The 16,199-nt window shown below is 69.5% G+C and carries 17 protein-coding genes; 9 read left to right on the top strand and 8 right to left on the bottom strand.

Annotated features, from left to right (window positions below; all coding sequences use genetic code 11):
- Window positions 1–5 precede the first annotated feature (5 nt).
- Window positions 6–1,112, top strand: a complete 1,107-nt coding sequence (locus I3V78_RS13575) for an alpha/beta hydrolase (RefSeq protein WP_204487853.1) — start codon at window positions 6–8, stop codon at window positions 1,110–1,112.
- 31 nt (window positions 1,113–1,143) lie between these two features.
- On the opposite strand, the gene I3V78_RS13570 is transcribed toward I3V78_RS13575, so the two are convergent.
- Window positions 1,144–2,328: a lactonase family protein gene (locus I3V78_RS13570; protein ID WP_204487850.1), complete on the bottom strand. Its 1,185-nt coding sequence runs from the start codon at window positions 2,326–2,328 to the stop codon at window positions 1,144–1,146.
- A 105-nt stretch (window positions 2,329–2,433) separates the two neighbouring features.
- Between I3V78_RS13570 and I3V78_RS13565 the strand changes: the two genes are divergently transcribed.
- Both I3V78_RS13565 and I3V78_RS13560 read left to right on the top strand, forming a co-directional pair.
- Window positions 2,434–3,600 carry a DUF3089 domain-containing protein gene (locus I3V78_RS13565; protein ID WP_204487848.1) on the top strand — a complete coding sequence of 389 codons (1,167 nt, stop codon included), beginning with the start codon at window positions 2,434–2,436 and terminating at the stop codon, window positions 3,598–3,600.
- Between the two features lie 43 nt (window positions 3,601–3,643).
- On the top strand, window positions 3,644–4,201 hold the full coding sequence (locus I3V78_RS13560) for a tetratricopeptide repeat protein (protein ID WP_204487846.1): 558 nt from the start codon (window positions 3,644–3,646) through the stop codon (window positions 4,199–4,201).
- 22 nt (window positions 4,202–4,223) lie between these two features.
- Here the strand turns inward: I3V78_RS13560 and I3V78_RS13555 are convergent, their stop codons facing one another.
- The 6 genes from I3V78_RS13555 to I3V78_RS13530 all read right to left on the bottom strand — a co-directional run bounded on the left by I3V78_RS13555 (window position 4,224) and on the right by I3V78_RS13530 (window position 9,071).
- Complete coding sequence (locus I3V78_RS13555; protein ID WP_204487843.1) at window positions 4,224–5,315, bottom strand: Circumsporozoite protein; 1,092 nt, start codon at window positions 5,313–5,315, stop codon at window positions 4,224–4,226.
- A 208-nt stretch (window positions 5,316–5,523) separates the two neighbouring features.
- Window positions 5,524–5,709, bottom strand: coding sequence for a hypothetical protein (locus I3V78_RS13550; protein ID WP_204487841.1), 186 nt, complete (start codon window positions 5,707–5,709; stop codon window positions 5,524–5,526).
- 104 nt (window positions 5,710–5,813) lie between these two features.
- Window positions 5,814–6,122, bottom strand: coding sequence for a hypothetical protein (locus I3V78_RS13545; protein WP_204487838.1), 309 nt, complete (start codon window positions 6,120–6,122; stop codon window positions 5,814–5,816).
- A gap of 18 nt (window positions 6,123–6,140) precedes the next feature.
- A complete protein-coding gene (locus tag I3V78_RS13540; protein ID WP_204487836.1) occupies window positions 6,141–6,578 on the bottom strand; it encodes a hypothetical protein in 438 nt (145 codons plus the stop codon).
- Between the two features lie 65 nt (window positions 6,579–6,643).
- Complete coding sequence (locus I3V78_RS13535; protein WP_204487834.1) at window positions 6,644–8,566, bottom strand: YgiQ family radical SAM protein; 1,923 nt, start codon at window positions 8,564–8,566, stop codon at window positions 6,644–6,646.
- Between the two features lie 73 nt (window positions 8,567–8,639).
- Window positions 8,640–9,071: a hypothetical protein gene (locus tag I3V78_RS13530; protein ID WP_204487833.1), complete on the bottom strand. Its 432-nt coding sequence runs from the start codon at window positions 9,069–9,071 to the stop codon at window positions 8,640–8,642.
- 138 nt (window positions 9,072–9,209) lie between these two features.
- On the opposite strand from I3V78_RS13530, the gene I3V78_RS13525 reads away from it, so the two are divergent.
- The 3 genes from I3V78_RS13525 to I3V78_RS13515 all read left to right on the top strand — a co-directional run bounded on the left by I3V78_RS13525 (window position 9,210) and on the right by I3V78_RS13515 (window position 12,139).
- Window positions 9,210–9,851: an HAD family hydrolase gene (locus tag I3V78_RS13525; protein WP_204487831.1), complete on the top strand. Its 642-nt coding sequence runs from the start codon at window positions 9,210–9,212 to the stop codon at window positions 9,849–9,851.
- 250 nt (window positions 9,852–10,101) lie between these two features.
- Window positions 10,102–11,490 (top strand): styrene monooxygenase/indole monooxygenase family protein, encoded by a 1,389-nt coding sequence (locus I3V78_RS13520; protein WP_204487828.1) that lies wholly within the window; start codon window positions 10,102–10,104, stop codon window positions 11,488–11,490.
- Between the two features lie 145 nt (window positions 11,491–11,635).
- Complete coding sequence (locus I3V78_RS13515) at window positions 11,636–12,139, top strand: hypothetical protein (RefSeq protein ID WP_204487826.1); 504 nt, start codon at window positions 11,636–11,638, stop codon at window positions 12,137–12,139.
- 54 nt (window positions 12,140–12,193) lie between these two features.
- On the opposite strand, the gene I3V78_RS13510 is transcribed toward I3V78_RS13515, so the two are convergent.
- Complete coding sequence (locus I3V78_RS13510; protein ID WP_204487823.1) at window positions 12,194–12,586, bottom strand: LysM peptidoglycan-binding domain-containing protein; 393 nt, start codon at window positions 12,584–12,586, stop codon at window positions 12,194–12,196.
- Between the two features lie 287 nt (window positions 12,587–12,873).
- Here I3V78_RS13510 and I3V78_RS13505 point away from each other — a divergent pair, with 287 nt between their 5' ends.
- The 3 genes from I3V78_RS13505 (at window position 12,874) to I3V78_RS13495 (ending at window position 16,147) form a co-directional block, all read left to right on the top strand.
- A complete protein-coding gene (locus I3V78_RS13505) occupies window positions 12,874–14,193 on the top strand; it encodes a hypothetical protein (RefSeq protein ID WP_338023560.1) in 1,320 nt (439 codons plus the stop codon).
- 166 nt (window positions 14,194–14,359) lie between these two features.
- Window positions 14,360–15,271, top strand: coding sequence for a DNA/RNA non-specific endonuclease (locus I3V78_RS13500; RefSeq protein WP_204487819.1), 912 nt, complete (start codon window positions 14,360–14,362; stop codon window positions 15,269–15,271).
- Window positions 15,272–15,337: 66 nt separating this feature from the next.
- Window positions 15,338–16,147, top strand: coding sequence for a phytanoyl-CoA dioxygenase family protein (locus tag I3V78_RS13495; RefSeq protein WP_204487817.1), 810 nt, complete (start codon window positions 15,338–15,340; stop codon window positions 16,145–16,147).
- The last annotated feature ends 52 nt before the right edge of the window (window positions 16,148–16,199 follow it).

Below are 16,199 nucleotides of genomic sequence, written 5' to 3'. Positions count from 1 at the left end.
GGGCCATGTTCTCCACTCCCTCGCGCAGTGCGTCGGGCCCGCTCGCGGCCCTCGTCCTCTTCCTGATGAGCACCCTGGCCCACGCCACCACCGTGCGCGTCCACTACGACGTCGGCTACGGCAACCGCATCACCCTCCGGGGCTCCAAGGCCCCTTTGTCCTGGAACACCGGCACCCCGGCCACGTGGACCGCCGGTAACGTCTGGACGCTGTCCTGGTCCAACACCGTGGGCGACGTGGAGCTCAAGCCACTGGTGAACGACAGCGCCTGGTCCACCGGCGCCAACTACCGCATCCCGGCGGGCGCCACCGTGGACCTCTACCCCTTCTTCGGCGCGGCCTCGGGGCGGATGCAGTACGTCTCCAACGTCTACTCGCCGCAGCTCGGCAACTCGCGCACGCTCGCCGTGTACCTGCCGCCCAGCTACGGGGAGAACCCCCTCAAGCGCTACCCCGTGCTCTACGCCCATGACGGGCAGAACCTGTTCAATGCCTCCAGCGCCTTCGGGGGCGTGGAGTGGCGCATGGACGAGACGGCCAACGCGCTCATCGGCAATGGCACCCTGGACGAGGTCATCATCGTGGGCGTCTACAACGCCGCCGCCAACCGCCTCTACGAGTACACCCCCTGCTGCGATGCTCAGTACGGCGGCGGCGGCGCGGACACGTACGAGCGCTTCCTCATCGACACGGTGCGGCCGTACGTCGACCAGAACTTCCGCACGCTCACGGGCCCGCGGAACACCGCCCTCATCGGCTCGTCGCTCGGGGGGCTCGTGTCCTTCTACATCGGCCGGCGCAACCCCGCCGTCTTCGGCAAGCTCGCGGCGCTGTCGAGCTCCTTCTGGTGGAACAACCAGGCGCTCACCCAGCAGGTGGAGGCCGCCCCCACGAAGGTGGCGGTGAAGGTCTACCTGGACGCCGGCACCAACGCGGACGGCCTGCCCGAGACGACCCGCATGCGCGATGCGCTCGCGGCGGATGGCCATGTCCAGGGCCAGGATCTCTATTACTACGTGGCCCAGGGCGCGGGTCACAACGAGGCCTCGTGGGCCGCGCGCCTCCACCTGCCGCTGACGTATCTCTTTCCCTGGCAGGGCACGGTCTACTGAGCCGCTCGGGGCGGGCCGCTGAAGGCGCGCGTCAGACCGGCGGGGGCGCCACCAGCAGCGAGGTCGGGGCCGTCACGGCCAGCGTCCCGAGCGCCGTCAGCTTGCCCGTCGTCGCATCCCGCTTGAAGGACACGATGGTGTTGCTCTGCTGGTTGGCCACCAGCAGGTAGGTGCCCGTCGGATCCAGGATGAAGTCCCGGGGCCACTTGCCCTGGGTGGACACGTGCTGCACGAGCGTCAGCTTGCCGAGCGAGTCCACGGCGAAGACGACGATGCTGTTGTGGCCCCGGTTGGAGCCGTAGACGAACTTGCCGTCCGGGCTCACCCGCACCTCGGCGCAGTAGCTGGTGCCGGTGGAGCCAGCGGGCAACGTGGAGACGCCCTGCACCTGCGTCAGCGTGCCCCGCGTGGCATCGAAGGCGAGCGAGAGCAGCGTGGAGTTGAGCTCGTTGATGACGAAGACGAACTTGCCGCTCGGGTGGAAGGCGAAGTGGCGCGGGCCCGCGCCGGCCGGAGTGGAGAACGACACCGGCGAGGCGGCGGTGAGCTTTCCCTGCGTCCCATCGAAGCGGTAGACCATGATCCGGTCCGTGCCCAGGTCCGCGGCGAGCGCGTACTGGTTGGTCGCGTCCGTCATGAGCTGATGGGCATGCGGCGCGTTCTGGTTGGGATGGGGACCCGAGCCCTGGAACTGCTTGAAGTCCGTGGACGCGCCCAGGCCGCCATTGCCCTGGACGGGAAAGACGGAGACGTTGCCGCCGCCGTAGTTGGCGACCATCACGTACGCGTCGTTCGCGTCCACGCTCACGAAGCAAGGCGAGCTTCCCCGGGAGGCCTGCTGGTTGATGAGGGTCAGGGCGCGGGTCGTGGGATTGACGGCGAAGGCGCTCACGGCCCCACTGGAGGTGCCCTGGTACGAGCCCACCTCGTTGACGGCGTAGAGGTAGCGGCCCCTGCGATCCATCGCCAGGAAGGACGGCTCGGACACGTTGCGCGTCACCGCCACCTTGCTCAGCAGGCCCGTCTGCATGGACAGACGGCACAGGGTGATGCCCTCGCCGCCCGCGGACGTGTAGCCGCCCACGAAGAGGTCGTACGTCGAGGGCGCCGCGAGCGGATACGGCTCGAGGCCCAGCCGATCCGGCAAGGTCACGGCCATCATCCCCACGCCGGACATCTTCAGGAATCCACGTCGAGTCAGCTTGGTCTCTCTCATGGAATTCCTCTTAAACACGGAATACTGTTTTACACCACGGTTTTCGACCCGGCGGACGTGGCGCGGCTATCGTGGGCATGGACCCTCGTGGCGGATGGAGACCCCATGACGAGTCGTTCGCGGAAGGCCCTCGGGGGCGTCGGACTGCTCGTGGCGCTGGTGACCGTGCCCATGGTGGTGCTCTGGCCGGAGTTCTCGGCGCTCCTCCAGTTCCTCCAGGCCGGCACGCCCCCGGCGACGCCCTTCGCCGAGACCCGCCCGCCGCCGGCGCCCGACTACGGCTCGCCCGAGAGCTGGGCCGCCCTGCCCGACCGCCCGGACGACGCCGACGTGGCACCCGGCCAGGAACGCGATGGGCAGGCCTCCGCCCCCGTGGACGTCTTCTTCGTCCACCCCACCACGTCCTTCAGCAACAAGGTCTGGAACGCGCCACTGGATGACGCGCGGGCGAAGGACATCACCGACCACGACGTCCTCCGCAACCAGGCCAGCGCCTTCAACGCCTGTTGTCGCGTCTACGCGCCCCGCTACCGTCAGGCCTCGCTCGGTTCGCAGGAGGCGACCCCGGAAGAAGCGGACAAGGCGTTGGCGCTGGCCTACCGCGACGTGCGCGCCGCCTTCGAGCACTACCTGCGCCACCAGAACCACGGCCGTCCCTTCCTCCTCGCCGCCCACAGCCAGGGAACACTGCACGCCCTGCGGCTCCTGGAGGAGCTCATCACGGGCAAGCCCCTGCGGCGGAAGCTGGTCGCGGCCTATCTCGTCGGCATGCCCATCCCGACGGATGTCTTCACCCGGACGCTGCCCGACCTCCCGCTCTGCGCCTCACCCGAGCAGACCGGATGCGTCATCAGTTGGAACGCCATCGGCCCCACGGCGGACACGCGCCTCTTCCACGTGCACCTGCACCGCTATCCAGACGGGAAGAAGGAGTCCATCGTCGGCAAGGCCCTCGTCTGCACCAATCCCATCACCTGGCGGGCGGACGAGACGCCCGGAGCGCGCGAGGAGCACCTGGGAGGCGTGCGCTTCGCGATGGCGGCGGGCGCGCCCCCTCGGCTCGATCGGGCGCTGGTGGAGGCGCGGTGCCGCGAGGACGGATGGCTCGTCATCACCCGCCCGGGACCCCAGGCGTACCGGGAGCTGTTGCTCGGCCCGGACCTGTACCATGTGTATGACTACAGCCTGTTCTACATGGATGTCCGGGAGAACGCGCGGGCCCGGGTGACGGCGTTCCGCCAGGACGAGGCGCCCCACCAGCCCCTCCCGTGAACCCGCCGTTCAACTAGACTCGGCCCACATGAAAAGCCCCTCGATGTTCCTGCTGAGTCTCGCGCTCCCGCTGCTCGCCGCCACGGAGACACTCGCCGCCACGCCCGAGGTCCAAGCCTTGTACGAGCAAGGCGTGGCCCTGCTGCAGAAGAAGGATGACCGGGGCGCCGAGGCCCTGTTCCAGAAGTGCATCACCCGGGACCCGACCTTCGCGCACTGCCACATGATGCTGGGCGCCGCGAAGGTCAGCCAGGGCCAGACCGCCGAGGGCATCAAGGCCTATCAAGAGTTTCTCCGGCTCGCCCCGAACGATCCCATGGCGCGCCAGGTGATGCAGTTGGCGGAGGGCAAGGCGCCCGCGCCGAGCGTGGCGCCCGCTCCGACGCCCGCGCCGGCGCCCGCCCCCGTGCGCAAGGACACCGCCCCGGCCGCCGAGACCGCCCAGTCCTTGCACGAGCGCAGCAAGCTCCTGGTGATGCACCAGCGGTGGAACGAGGCGGCGGCCGCGTTCCAGAAGTGTCTCGACCTGAATCCGGGCTTCGGCTCCTGCCAGCGGGAGTTGGAGAACGTGCGCGCCCGTCAGGGTGGAGCGAGCAAGTAAGGCCGACGCCACCCGGGGTGGCTCAGAACAGGCCCTTGAAGAAGTCCCCGACCTTGTCGACGACCTTGCCGGCGCCGTCCTTCACCTCCTCGACGACCTTGCCGGCGCCTTCCTTCACCTCCTCGACGACCTTGCCGGCGCCTTCCTTCACGTCCTCCACGACCTTCTCGGCGTTGACCTTGAGCACGTCGCCCACGGCCTTGGCCGTGGCGCCCACGTCCACCTGACCGGTCACGTCCAGCCCGAAGCCCACGCCCGTGGTGGCCTCGGCGCCCACGTCGAACTTCACCTTGCCGCCTTCCAGCGACAGGTCCGCGTGCGCATCGCCGCCCACGCCCGCGGTGGCGCTCGCCGTGATCTTCCCCTGGGCGAGCATGTCGTCGTTGTGCTTGAGCGTCACGCCGCCGCTCAGCGACGCCCTGGCGCCCGCGAAGCCCTCGGCCCGAGCGGAGATGGACGCGCCCGTCAGGCCCAGCTTCACGTCCAGGTTGATGTGGCCCTCGGCGCCAATCTTGCCCATCGCCGCCAGGTCCAGCTCCGCGGAGAACTTCTCGCCCGCCACCTCGAAGTCGATCGTCTTCTTGCCGCTCGCGCCCGCCTCGGCGAGCGTGGCGTCCACGTCCAGGCCCAGGCTGATGTTCAACCCGGTGGCGCCCACCGAGGCGTCGGCGTGCCCATCCAGGCTGATGCTCGGACCCTCGGCGTACGCCTCGCCCTGGATGCCACCGGGCAGCTCACCCTGGACGCTCACCCCGCCCACGCCCGCGCCCATGTGGCCATCCAGGCGCCCGCCGCCGCCCGTGGCGCCCCACTGGGCCCGGCCACTCCCGCCCATCTCCGCGCTCGGCCCGCGGAAGGGGCCCTGCTCGAAGGTGCTCACGCCGGAGTAGCCGCCAAAGGACACGTTGGGGTTGGGCGCGGTGACGGTGGTGAGGCCGCCGCTGAAGCCCCCGGTGGCGGACGGCGGCCGCAGGGGATCCTGCAGGGGGATGGCCGGCGTCCCCAGGCCCCGCGCCATCGGGTTCCGCACCATCGGCATGTTCACCTGGCTCGGGAGGGACTCGGCGAGGGCGGTGGGCAGCAGGGGACGGCGGGCGGCGATGGGCAGGGACATGGGCGGCCTCGGTGGCGGCGAGAGGAGGAAGGCGACGACGTGCCCCTACCCAAGAGCACGAGGTGTGCCACGGTCCCCATCCGTCCGAAGCGCTCGGAATATCAAGGAGTTGGCCCCGTCACGGGGGGCCAAGCAGAGGCGCCGCCCTCACCCGCGCTGGTGACAACCGTTGTGACTGGTGACGGAACTCACCACCTGGCGGAGCCGCTCAGTGGTGGGGCACGGGCTCGGCCTCGGGGTCCTCGGACACCGTGTCCGCGTCGCCCGTCTCGTCCGCCGCCGGGTCGAACACCACCAGGTCCGACTTCATCGGCTCGGGCTGACCCAGGACCTTCTTGCGCTCCGTGTCCTCGATGCGGAGCGTCGTGCTCCGGGCTGAAACCTCCGATGACATGCCCCACCCCTTCCTGGTCGCGAGATGACCGCTTCCCGCAAGGTTGGGCATGCCCCGCCCCGGAAGCCAGGGACCCCCCCCCGCACCGACGCCCGTCCGCCGGGCTACCGGAGCGGCGGCGGCAGGCGGTACAGCTCGTCGATGTCGTCGTGGCGGTACAGGCCCATCGCCTCTCGCTGGACGATGAGGTACCAGCGCTGCTTCTCCGCCTCGGCGCGCAGCGCCTGATGCCGGGCCACGTGACGTGCCCGCTCGGCGCCCTGGGTGCCCAGGGAGGCGACCTCGACCTTGCTCAACTCCGCCAGGAGGGACTCCACGCGATGCGCCACCCGGCGCATGGCGGAGGCCTTCTCCGCGCGGATCTCCACTTCGACGGCGAGCGGACTGCCCAGGTTCTTGGAGGTCGAGCCCATGCCGGGGGCATAACGCCGTCAGTGCGGGGACTCCACCCGTTCGGCTGGGGACACCTGCCGTTCGGCTTGCTGACGCAATAAGCGGCGCGTGGCGGTCTCTTCCTCTTCCGTGCGCTGCCGACGCCGGACCAGCCCCTGGGTCTCATCCACGAACCAGAAGAGCACCCGGAAGAAGGCGGCGATGACGGTGAGCAGGATGGAGGAGAAGAACCAGCTCAGCACACCGCCCACCCAGCCGCCCACCACGACCTTGATGGGATAGGTCCCCGTGAGCGGCACCAACACGAAGGCCACGTAGTGGGACGTGCAGTAGGCGCAGGACACCAGGTAGCCGCGCCAGTGCTCCTTGCTGCCCATGAACTCCCGGAAGGGCGCGAACAGTCGCTCGCGGGTGATGGTCTGGGAGATCCCCATCACCACGGCGGACACGGCGAAGAGCTGGAACAGGTCCGTCATGCCACCAAGGTGCGGCGTCCAACGGTCCGCCGCGAGACGTGCCTCGCGGTCGCCCCCCCGCTCTCCTAGCGGGCGCGGCGCTCGCGGCCCTCGGCGGCCTTGCGGCGCGACGCTTCCCCGCCCGTCTCCGGCGGCACCAGCGCGTGCGGCCCCCGGCCGATCAGGTCCTCGCGTCCCGCTTGGATCAGCGCCTCGCGCGCGAGCGGCCACTGCTCGGGGTTCCAGTAGAGCAGCAGGGCCTTCTGCAGCTTCTTCTCGCGCAGGCCCCGCGCCGTGTAGACGGGCTCCATCTTCAGCGGATCGTAGCCCGAGTAGTACATGGCCGTGGCCACGGACATGGGCGTGGGGATGAAGTCCTGCACCTGGCGCGGGCGCTTGCCGTTCTGCTTGAGCCACAGCGCCAGGTCCACCATGTCCGACAGCTCCGAGCCCGGGTGCCCGCTGATGAAGTACGGGATGTCGTACTGCTCCTTGCCGGCCTCCTCGCTCGCGCAGGCGAACATCGTCTGGAAGCGCTCGAAGCTCTCGATGCCCGGCTTCTTCATCTTCTCGAGCACCCGGGGCGACACGTGCTCGGGGGCCACCGACAGCTGTCCGCCCACGTGGTGCGCCGCCAGTTCCTTCACGTACTCGGGGGAGCGCTCGGCCAGGTCGTAGCGCACGCCGCTGGCGATGAAGACGTGCTTGATGCCGTCCTCCTTGCGCACCTGCTTCATCAGGTCGATGAGCGGCCCGTGGTCGGTGTCCAGGTTCTCGCACACGCCGGGGTGCACGCAGGACAGCTTGCGGCAGCGCTTCTCGATGTCCTCGCTCTTGCACTTGAGCTTGTACATGTTGGCGGTGGGCCCGCCCAGGTCCGTCAGGGTGCCGCGGAAGTCGCCCATGCGCCGCAGGGCCCGCACCTCGCGCAGCACGCTCTCCGCGCTGCGGCTCTGGATGACGCGCCCCTCGTGCTCGGTGATGGAGCAGAAGGTGCAGCCGCCGAAGCAGCCGCGCATGAGCACCACCGAGTGCTTCACCGTCTCGTAGGCGGGGATCTTCTCCGCGTACATCGGGTGGGGCACCCGGTTGAACTTCAAGTCGTAGAGCTCGTCCATGGACACCGACGTGCTCTCGCCCTTGCCGGCGCCATCCTCCAGGGGCCGGGCGGGCGGGTTGAAGTACACCGCGCGGTTGCCGTGGCGCTGCGCCAGGGGCCGCCCGTTGCCGGGGTTGGTCTCCAGCTGGAAGTCGCGCGACATGCGCGCGAAGGCCTCCTTGTCCGCCACCACCTGCTCGTACGAGGGCAGCACCACCGTCTTCTGATCCGCGGCGCGCCGGGCCGGGTCCGCCTCGTGCACCTTCATCGCCTCGTCGTTGATGAGGTAGGCCGTGCCCCGCACGTCCTTGAGGTCCTCGACGCGCTCGCCCTGGTGGAGCCGGTCCGCGATCTCCCAGATGGGCCGCTCGCCCATGCCGAAGACGAGCAGATCCGCCTTGGCGTCGAAGAGGATGGCGCGCCGGACCTTGTCGCTCCAGTAGTCGTAGTGGGCGATGCGGCGCAGCGACGCCTCGATGCCCCCGAGCACGATGGGCACGTCCGGGAAGGCCTCGCGGCAGCGCTGCGCGTAGACGATGGAGGCGCGGTCCGGCCGGCAGCTGGTGCGCCCGCCCGGGCTGTACTGATCCTCCGAGCGGTTCTTCTTCTGCGCGGTGAGCCGGTTGAGCATCGAGTCGAGGTTGCCCGCGGCCACCCCGAAGAACAGGCGCGGCTTGCCCAGGGCCTTGAAGGGCTCGGCCGAGTGCCAGTCCGGCTGGGAGATGACCCCGACCTTGAAGCCCCGGCCCTCGAGGAAGCGCGCGATGAGGATGGGACCGAACGCGGGATGGTCGACGTACGCATCGCCGGTGACGATGATGATGTCGAGTTGCTCCCAACCCCGGGCCTTCATGTCGGCGCGGGTGACGGGCAGGAACGGATGGGCGTAGCGAGGGGTCTGGAGGGCCATGAGGTGCGTCCTTCCCCACCCCTAACCGCTCAGGCGGGCGGGAAGCAAACGCCCCGTGCCCGAAAAGGCTTCCTCAGCCGCTCCCCCGCCTGCCCACGGGAACTTCCGGGGGCGGCGGCAGGCCCACGGCCCGGAAGCGGCCGTCCACCCAGGTGCGCGCCATCTTGATGTCCCCCACCACCGTGTGGGGCGTGGGCAGGGGCTGCAGCTGGTACATGATGTTCATGGCCAGCCGGATGAAGGGCGAGGTGATGACGAACGCGTTGCCGAGCGACCACTGCCGCAGGGCGGGCGTGTTCGCCTGGATCCAGTCCACCTGACGCTGACGCTGCTCGAGCGTGGGCGTGGCGGCCAGGTCCCTCGAGTCGAGGATGACGGCGTGCCTCACCCCGCGCCGCAGGTACTCCGTCATCCGCGCCAGATAGGCGTTGAACTCCTGGGGGGAGTTCTTCCCCGTGAACGACACCGTCAGCACCGGCCACGAGGTGTCATCGATGGTGATCAACGGACGCTGCCCATCCTTTCGCGCATCCGAACCATCATACAGAAAATGAACAGTGCGGTCGCAATGTCCGGCTCGCTCCCAGAGCAGACAGGCGAGCGGCGGTGGGCGCCCCCGCGCGGCTCTGGTAGCAGGGCGCGCATGACGCCTCCCGCCCCGACCCTCGTCTTCGACCTCGACGGCACCCTGGTGGACTCGCTGCCGGACATCATCACCAGTTTCCAGTACGGCTTTGGCCAGTTGGGACTGCCCGTGCCCTCTGTCGCCGAGGTGCGCCCGCTCATCGGCCACCCGCTGGAGGCCATGTACGCCCAGTACGCACCCGACCACGTGACGGCGCTGTGCGCGCTCTACCGCGAGCACTACCCGCGCCACTTCACCACCCGCTCGCGCCCCTTCCCGGGCGTCGTCGAGGTGCTCGCGGAGTTGCGCGCGCGGGGCTACACGCTGGCGGTGGCCACCACCAAGCGCACCGACATGGCCCGGCGCTTCGTGGACGCCGTGGGTCTGGCCCCGGCGCTGGATCACGTCCAGGGCACGGATGGCTTCCCGCACAAGCCGGCCCCGGACGTCATCCACCGGGCGCTCGCCGCGCTGGGCACCCAGGGCCTGTGGATGGTGGGCGATACCACCCACGACATCCTCGCCGGCAAGGCGGCCGGCCTGCGCACCTGCGCCGTTCTGTGGGGCACCCACGACGAGGCCCAGCTCGCCGCCGTCTCGCCCGACCTGCTCTGCCCCACACTCACCGGCTTGCTCGAGCACCTTCCCGCCCGGGAATGAACGCGGCCCGTCTGGGTCATTCCGCTCCCACCCAATGAGTGAACGCGGGGCGTCATTTCCGACGCCACCGACACAAAGCAGGCAAGAGAGCGAGCACGAGTCAGGGATACCCCAGGCATCAAGATTGAAGTATGGGAAGACAGCCCCTCTTCCCAGGGAGAAGCCGAAGAACCCGGATTATTCCCGACCGGGCACGGCCGTTGCAGTGCGCGGGGGCCAACATCTCGCCCCTGGGGCGGAAGGAACGTCCATGCGCAACATCGCGATCATCGGTTCGGGGCAGGCGGGTCTGCTGGCGGCGCACGCGCTCGTGAAGGCCGGCTACCGCGTCACGCTCTACTCGGACCGCACGCCCGAGCAATGGCTCCGCGAGAGCCGGCCCACGGGGACCGCGACGCGCTTCGACCTGGCGCTCCAGTTCGAGTACGAGCTCGACCTCAACTCCTGGGTGGATGACGCGCCGTGGGGAGACGGCTTCCACATCACCTTCTGCCCGATGCTCGGCAACCGGATGCTCACCGTCACCGGGCGCCTGCGCCGGCCGTTCGTCGCCATCGACCTGCGCCTGCAGAGCCACCAGTGGATGAAGGAGCTGGAGGCGCGCGGCGGCCAGGTGCGCATCGAGTCCGTGTCGCCCCGGCGGCTGGACGAGATCTCCGCCGAGCACGATCTCACCATCGTGGCGGCGGGCCGCGCGGACCTGTGCAACCTCTTCGAGCGCGACGCGACGCGCAGCGTCTACCACACGGCCCAGCGACAGCTCGCCATGGTGTGCGTGAAGGGGCCGCAGATGGGCTTCGATGGCATCCCGCTGTTGCCGGTGAAGCTCAACCTGATGGCGCCCGCGGGCGAGGCCTTCTGGGTGCCCTACTTCCACAAGGACGCGGGCCCGAGCTGGAACCTGCTCTTCGAGGCCCGGCCCGGCGGCCCCATGGATCGCTTCCGCGAGGCCAAGAGCGCCGCCCAGGTGCTCGAGGTGGGCAAGCAGGTGGTGCGCGACCTGATGCCCTGGGACGAGGCGTGGATGCGCGGCGCCCAGGTGTCCGACCCCAACGGGTGGCTGGTGGGCAGCTTCGCCCCCACCGTGCGCAAGCCCGTGGCGCGGCTGCCCTCGGGCCGGTACGTGATGCCGCTGGGGGACACCGCCATGTCGTTGGATCCCATCGGCGGCCAGGGCGCCAACAACGGCAACAAGATGGCGCGCAACCTCGTCGAGTGCATCCTCGCCCACGGCGACGGCGCCTTCGACTCGCAGTGGATGACGGACACCTTCGAGCGCTACTGGCGCGAGCACGGCGAGGCCACGTCCACCTTCAACAACCTGCTCATCGAGCCCATGCCCACCGCCGGGCGCGACCTGCTCATCGCCCAGTACGGCAGCGACGGGCGCTTCGACAACACCAGCGGCGAGCAGCGCCTAGCCAATGCCTTCGTGGAGAACTTCAACGATCCCACGCGGCTCACGCCCCTGCTCCAGGATCCGCACCGCATGCGGCAGTTCATCTCCCAGGAGACGGGCCGCTCGTGGATGCGCGCCATGGCCGGCGGCGGCCTGGGCATCGCCCGCGAGGAGTGGCGCCAGCTGCGCGGCCACGAGCCCCGCCACCCGCTCGTGCACGGCTACAAGAAGGCGGCGTGAGGCGGCCCTCCCCTCCCGGGCCGCTGGCGTGTTCGCGCAACACGTTGGCGCCTGGAGAGAAGCACTCCCGGTGAAATAATCCTACAAGGCTTAACCAGAAAGACGGGGAACACATCGTTTCCCCGCGTTCCTGGCGAGGCCTTCCATGAAGCGAGTGATTGCGTCCCTGTTCGTCGCGGTGCCCCTGCTGGTGTCTGGCTGCAACACGGGTCCCCTGGAGGGCGAGGAGCTGGCGCCCGAGGCCCTGGAGGTGGCCGAGGTGGCGCAGGGGGTGATCGTGTTGCAGGGCCAGGGGGTGCTCTTCGACAACAGCCACGGGCGCGTGTCCTACACGGTCGAGGACCTGCCCAACGGCGACAAGACCAAGGCGCGCTTCGTGCTGCAGGCGGCCAGCCACCTCACTTGGTGGAAGTCGCTCGACATCTTCACGACCACGGGCAGCTCGACCGTGCAGGTCGCCCGGATCGAGACCAAGGACAGCCGCCGCGAGGTGTATGTGGACTACGCCTCGGGCCAGATGCAGGACTCCTACCGGGTGGAACTCTGGAAGGCGGGCGCCTTCAACGTCGGCGTCAAGGCGTTCACGATGGAGCTGGGCCGCGCCACCACCGAGGGCAAGAAGCTCACCTTCCGGTGGGAGCGCGACTGAGCGCGTCCGCCCCGGCGAGCCCTCCGTGAGGAGGGCCCGGGAGCGGCGTGACGCTCAGGAGGTGGCGATCGACTTGGGGGGCAGCTTGAGCACCTGGCCCACCTTGATCTGATCCGGGTTCTTGAGCTGGTCCTTGTTGATCTCGAAGATGCGCGGGTAGAGCTTCGCATCGCCGTAGATCTCCTTGGCGAGCTTGCTCAGCGTGTCCCCGGACTTGACGGTGTAGACGCCATAGGGCTCCGCGTGGGTCACGGTCAGCATCACCATGATCTCGTTCTGCCAGTTGGCGTGCTTGGCCTTGATCTGATCCCAGATGCGATCGCGATCCCAGGCATGGTCCACCGTGCCCTGGACGACGAGCTTGCCATTCTCTTCCCGGGACTCGACCTTGGCGCCCACCGTCTTCGCGACGTCGAGCACATCCTTGTAGTCCGCCTGCAGTGCCATGAGGCTCCTCTCGTTGGAGCGGCCGACTCTAATCATCGCCCCCCCACCCCTCCGCCCGGGGGCGAGCCCGGGCGGTGTCCCTTGGCGCGAAACTGAACACCCGCGGGCCCGGGCCCGGGACTTGCGAAGGGCTCCCCCGTCAACCGGAGGAGCACATGGGCATTCGCACGGGCGGAGTGGGCGTGGGGGTCGTGGTCCTGGCTTTGATCTCGGCGGGTTGTAGTGAGGGGTCCCGGACAGACGAGCCGACCGGAGGTCCGACGACGCCCCCGCCGGTGGGAAACGAAGTGCCCTCCGAGACGCCCGCGGTGCCCCCCGAGGAGAACACGAACCCTCGACCTCCCACGGAGGAGCCCCCGGCCACGGCGCCCGAGACCGGGGAGCCGCCCCAGGCGGGACCGTGGCCCCTGGAGGCCGTGCTCGACTACAGCCAGACGTTCGGCGTGGGCACGCCCCAGAGCGTGGGCCTGGATGAGGGGATGAACCTGTGGCTGCTGGATGGCGCCCGCATCGGCGTGCTGCGGCCGGGCGACAAGGCCCCCACGTGGACCTCGGGCATCGGCCAGGCGAGCCAACCCTTCGGCCGGGACTCGCTCGCCGTCGGCTCCACCGTCATCTGCGGCGGCGAGGCGGGGCGCGCGTACGTGGGCTACCGCGCCGCCGAGATGCGGCGGGCCGAGGGCATCTCCCAGCGCACCTACATCCCCGGCCCCGGCGAGCCCTATTACACCCCCGAGCGCTACGCCGAGTACCAGAAGGGAGACCTCGACGCGGTCCGGCTCCAGGCCGATGGCTCGGTCGCGCTCGAGGAGCACCTCTGGCGCACCACCGGCGCGTCGAACAAGGGCCGGCAGCTCGGCATCCACAACACCAATGACTTCCACTACGAGGAGGATCGCAGTGTCTTCAATTGCGCCCGCGTGACGCGCGGGGCACACCGCGGCGACCTGTACATCACCACCAACCACGGGGTGACGCGCATCCAGGGGCTCACCTACAACAGCCACCGGCACCCGGGCTGGTACCTCGTCACCACCCGCCCGGACGGCACCAAGGACGAGTCGCTCCAGTGCCCGCCGATGCACGGCCTGGGCATCGCGCCCAACGGCGACGTGCTCGTGGCCAACGAACAGATGCTCGGCGCGCTCATCCCGAGCGACAAGCTCGAGGAGTGGGACCGCGAGTACACCTGGGAGGGCCCCACGCCCTGGCGCTTCAAGGGCTTCAACGACGCCCTCAACGATCAGGCGACCGATGACTTCTGGCGCGCCATCGAGCAGACGACGGGCCAGCGCTACTACCTGGGCAGCGCCGAGTATGGTGTCTGGGCGATGACGCCCCGCTCCCGCTCCGCGGGCAACTGGTCGAAGCTCGGAGGCCTGCCCTCGGAGAAGATCCTCGCGCTCAAGGCGACGGACGACGGCGCGCTCTACATCGGCACGGATGGCGCCGGCCTCTGGCGTCTGGAGGCGGATGGCACCACGCTCGCCCAGGTGCGCGAGGTGTCCGGACAGCGCGTCCTCCAGCTCGTCTACGAGCCCACGGTGACGCCCCGCATGCTGCTCGTGCTGACCGACCGCGGGCTGAGCGTGCTCCGCGGCCCCTGAGGCCCCCGAGGCCCGAATCGTCCGGAGTGTCCTCCGGACGATTCGGGCCGGAGCGCCCCCGGCTTTTCACGCGCCCGATTCTGGAGCGCCCATTTTTCTCATGTTACGAGAACGCCCTTCCCCACGGACGGGCGGGTATGGGCGGCGTTTTTCTCCCAGGATGAGAATGTTCCTCCAGCGTTTCGTGCGTGGTGCCGCGGTTGCGTTCCTGTCCGTACTGGTCGCGTGTGGTCCCCTGGAGGAGGGCGAGCTGCTCGAGTCCCTTCCCCCGGAAGGAGAGAACGCCAGCATCGCGCCGGAGGACCTGGGCGAGGCCTCGCTCGCCGCGGGCGCGAGCATCAGCGTGCACGTGAAGCTGGGGCTGCCGGACAGCTCCACCCCCAGCACCAGCAGTCCCGATCGCTATCTGTCGGTGAAGTCCCCGTACGTCATCTCCTACAACGGCTCGCGCAAGACGCCGAACTGGGCGGCGTGGCAGCTCAACACCTCGTGGCTGGGCAGCACCTCGCGCCAGGACACCTTTCGCAGCGACAACACCCTGCCCGCGAGCATCCCCCAGGCCGCGCTCTCCGACTACTCGGGCTCGGGCTATGACCGGGGCCACCTGTGTCCGTCCGGGGACCGCACGCTCACGACCCCGGACAACTCCACCACCTTCTATCTGACCAACATGATCCCCCAGTCGCCCAACAACAATCAGGGCCCTTGGGAGCGGCTCGAGTCCTACTCGCGCTCGCTCGTGGCGTCGGGCAAGGAGCTGTACATCATGGCCGGTCCCCTCTATTCGGGCACCGTGTCCACCATCGGCAACGGCAGGGTGGCCGTGCCCACGTCCACGTGGAAGGTCATCACCGTGATGAACAGCCCGGGACAGGGCCCGACGAACGTCACCACCAGCACGCGCGTCATCGCCGTGGTGATGCCCAACAGCGACAGCAAGATCTCCCGCAGCGCCAACTGGCAGGACTACCGCGTCACCGCGCGCGCCATCGAGCAGCAGACCGGCCTGAACTTCATGGCCGACGTCTCGCAGGGCGTGCAGGACGTCATCGAGACGCGCGTCGACACCGCGCCCTAGGGCTTGCCTCCGGGAAGAGGCTTTCGGTAGGACGGCGTCTGTCTTGTCCACAACCGGGGGCCTCGCATGGACGACATCCGCCGTCGACTCACCGACGCACAGGTCGAGCACTTCATCCACGAGGGCTTCGTGCGGCTCGACGACGCCTTTCCCCGCGCCTGGGCGGACGAGGGCCGGGCCCTGCTCTGGCGGGACACGCGATGCGATCCACAGGCGCCCGCGACCTGGACGAAGCCCGTCATCCGGCTCGGGCACTACGGGCAGGAGCCGTTCGCCCGGGCCGCCAGTACCCCGCTGCTGCACGCGGCCTTCGATCAGCTCGTGGGTCCGGGCCGCTGGTTGCCGTGCAAGGCCCTGGGCACCTTCCCCGTGCGCTTTCCCTCCCCCGAGGACCCCGGCGATGCCGGCTGGCACATCGACGTCAGCTTCGGCACCGAGCATCCCGACTTCCTGCAATGGCGCGCCAACATCCACTCCCGGGGCCGGGCGCTGCTGATGCTGTTCCTGTTCTCGGACGTGGGGCCCGACGACGCGCCGACCCGCATCCGCGCGGGCTCGCATCTGGACATCGCGCGGACGCTGGCGCCCGCGGGCGAGGCGGGGCTGACGCTGGGAGAGCTGGCCGCCCAGGGGTTCGCGGACTCGGCGGGACGCCCCGAAGTGCTGGCCACGGGTGAGGCGGGGACGGTGTACCTGTGCCACCCCTTCCTCGTGCACTCGGCCCAGTCGCATCGCGGCACGCGGCCCCGCTTCATGGCCCAGCCGCCCCTGCTGCCCGCCACGCCCCTCGTGTCGCGGCGTGAGGACCCGGCCTGCTCCCCGGTGGAGCAGGCCATCCGGCTCGCCCTGGAAACCAGGCAGCCGAGGGAGCGGTGACGATTCCGCGCTTCCCTACCGGATTATTCCCATCAATCCCATTTCTCTCGCG

The sequence above is a fragment of the Archangium primigenium genome (assembly GCF_016904885.1).
GTDB classification, from domain to species: domain Bacteria; phylum Myxococcota; class Myxococcia; order Myxococcales; family Myxococcaceae; genus Cystobacter; species Cystobacter primigenius.
Note: the sequence above shows the minus strand (reverse complement) of the source record. Positions and strands in the feature narration are given on the sequence as shown.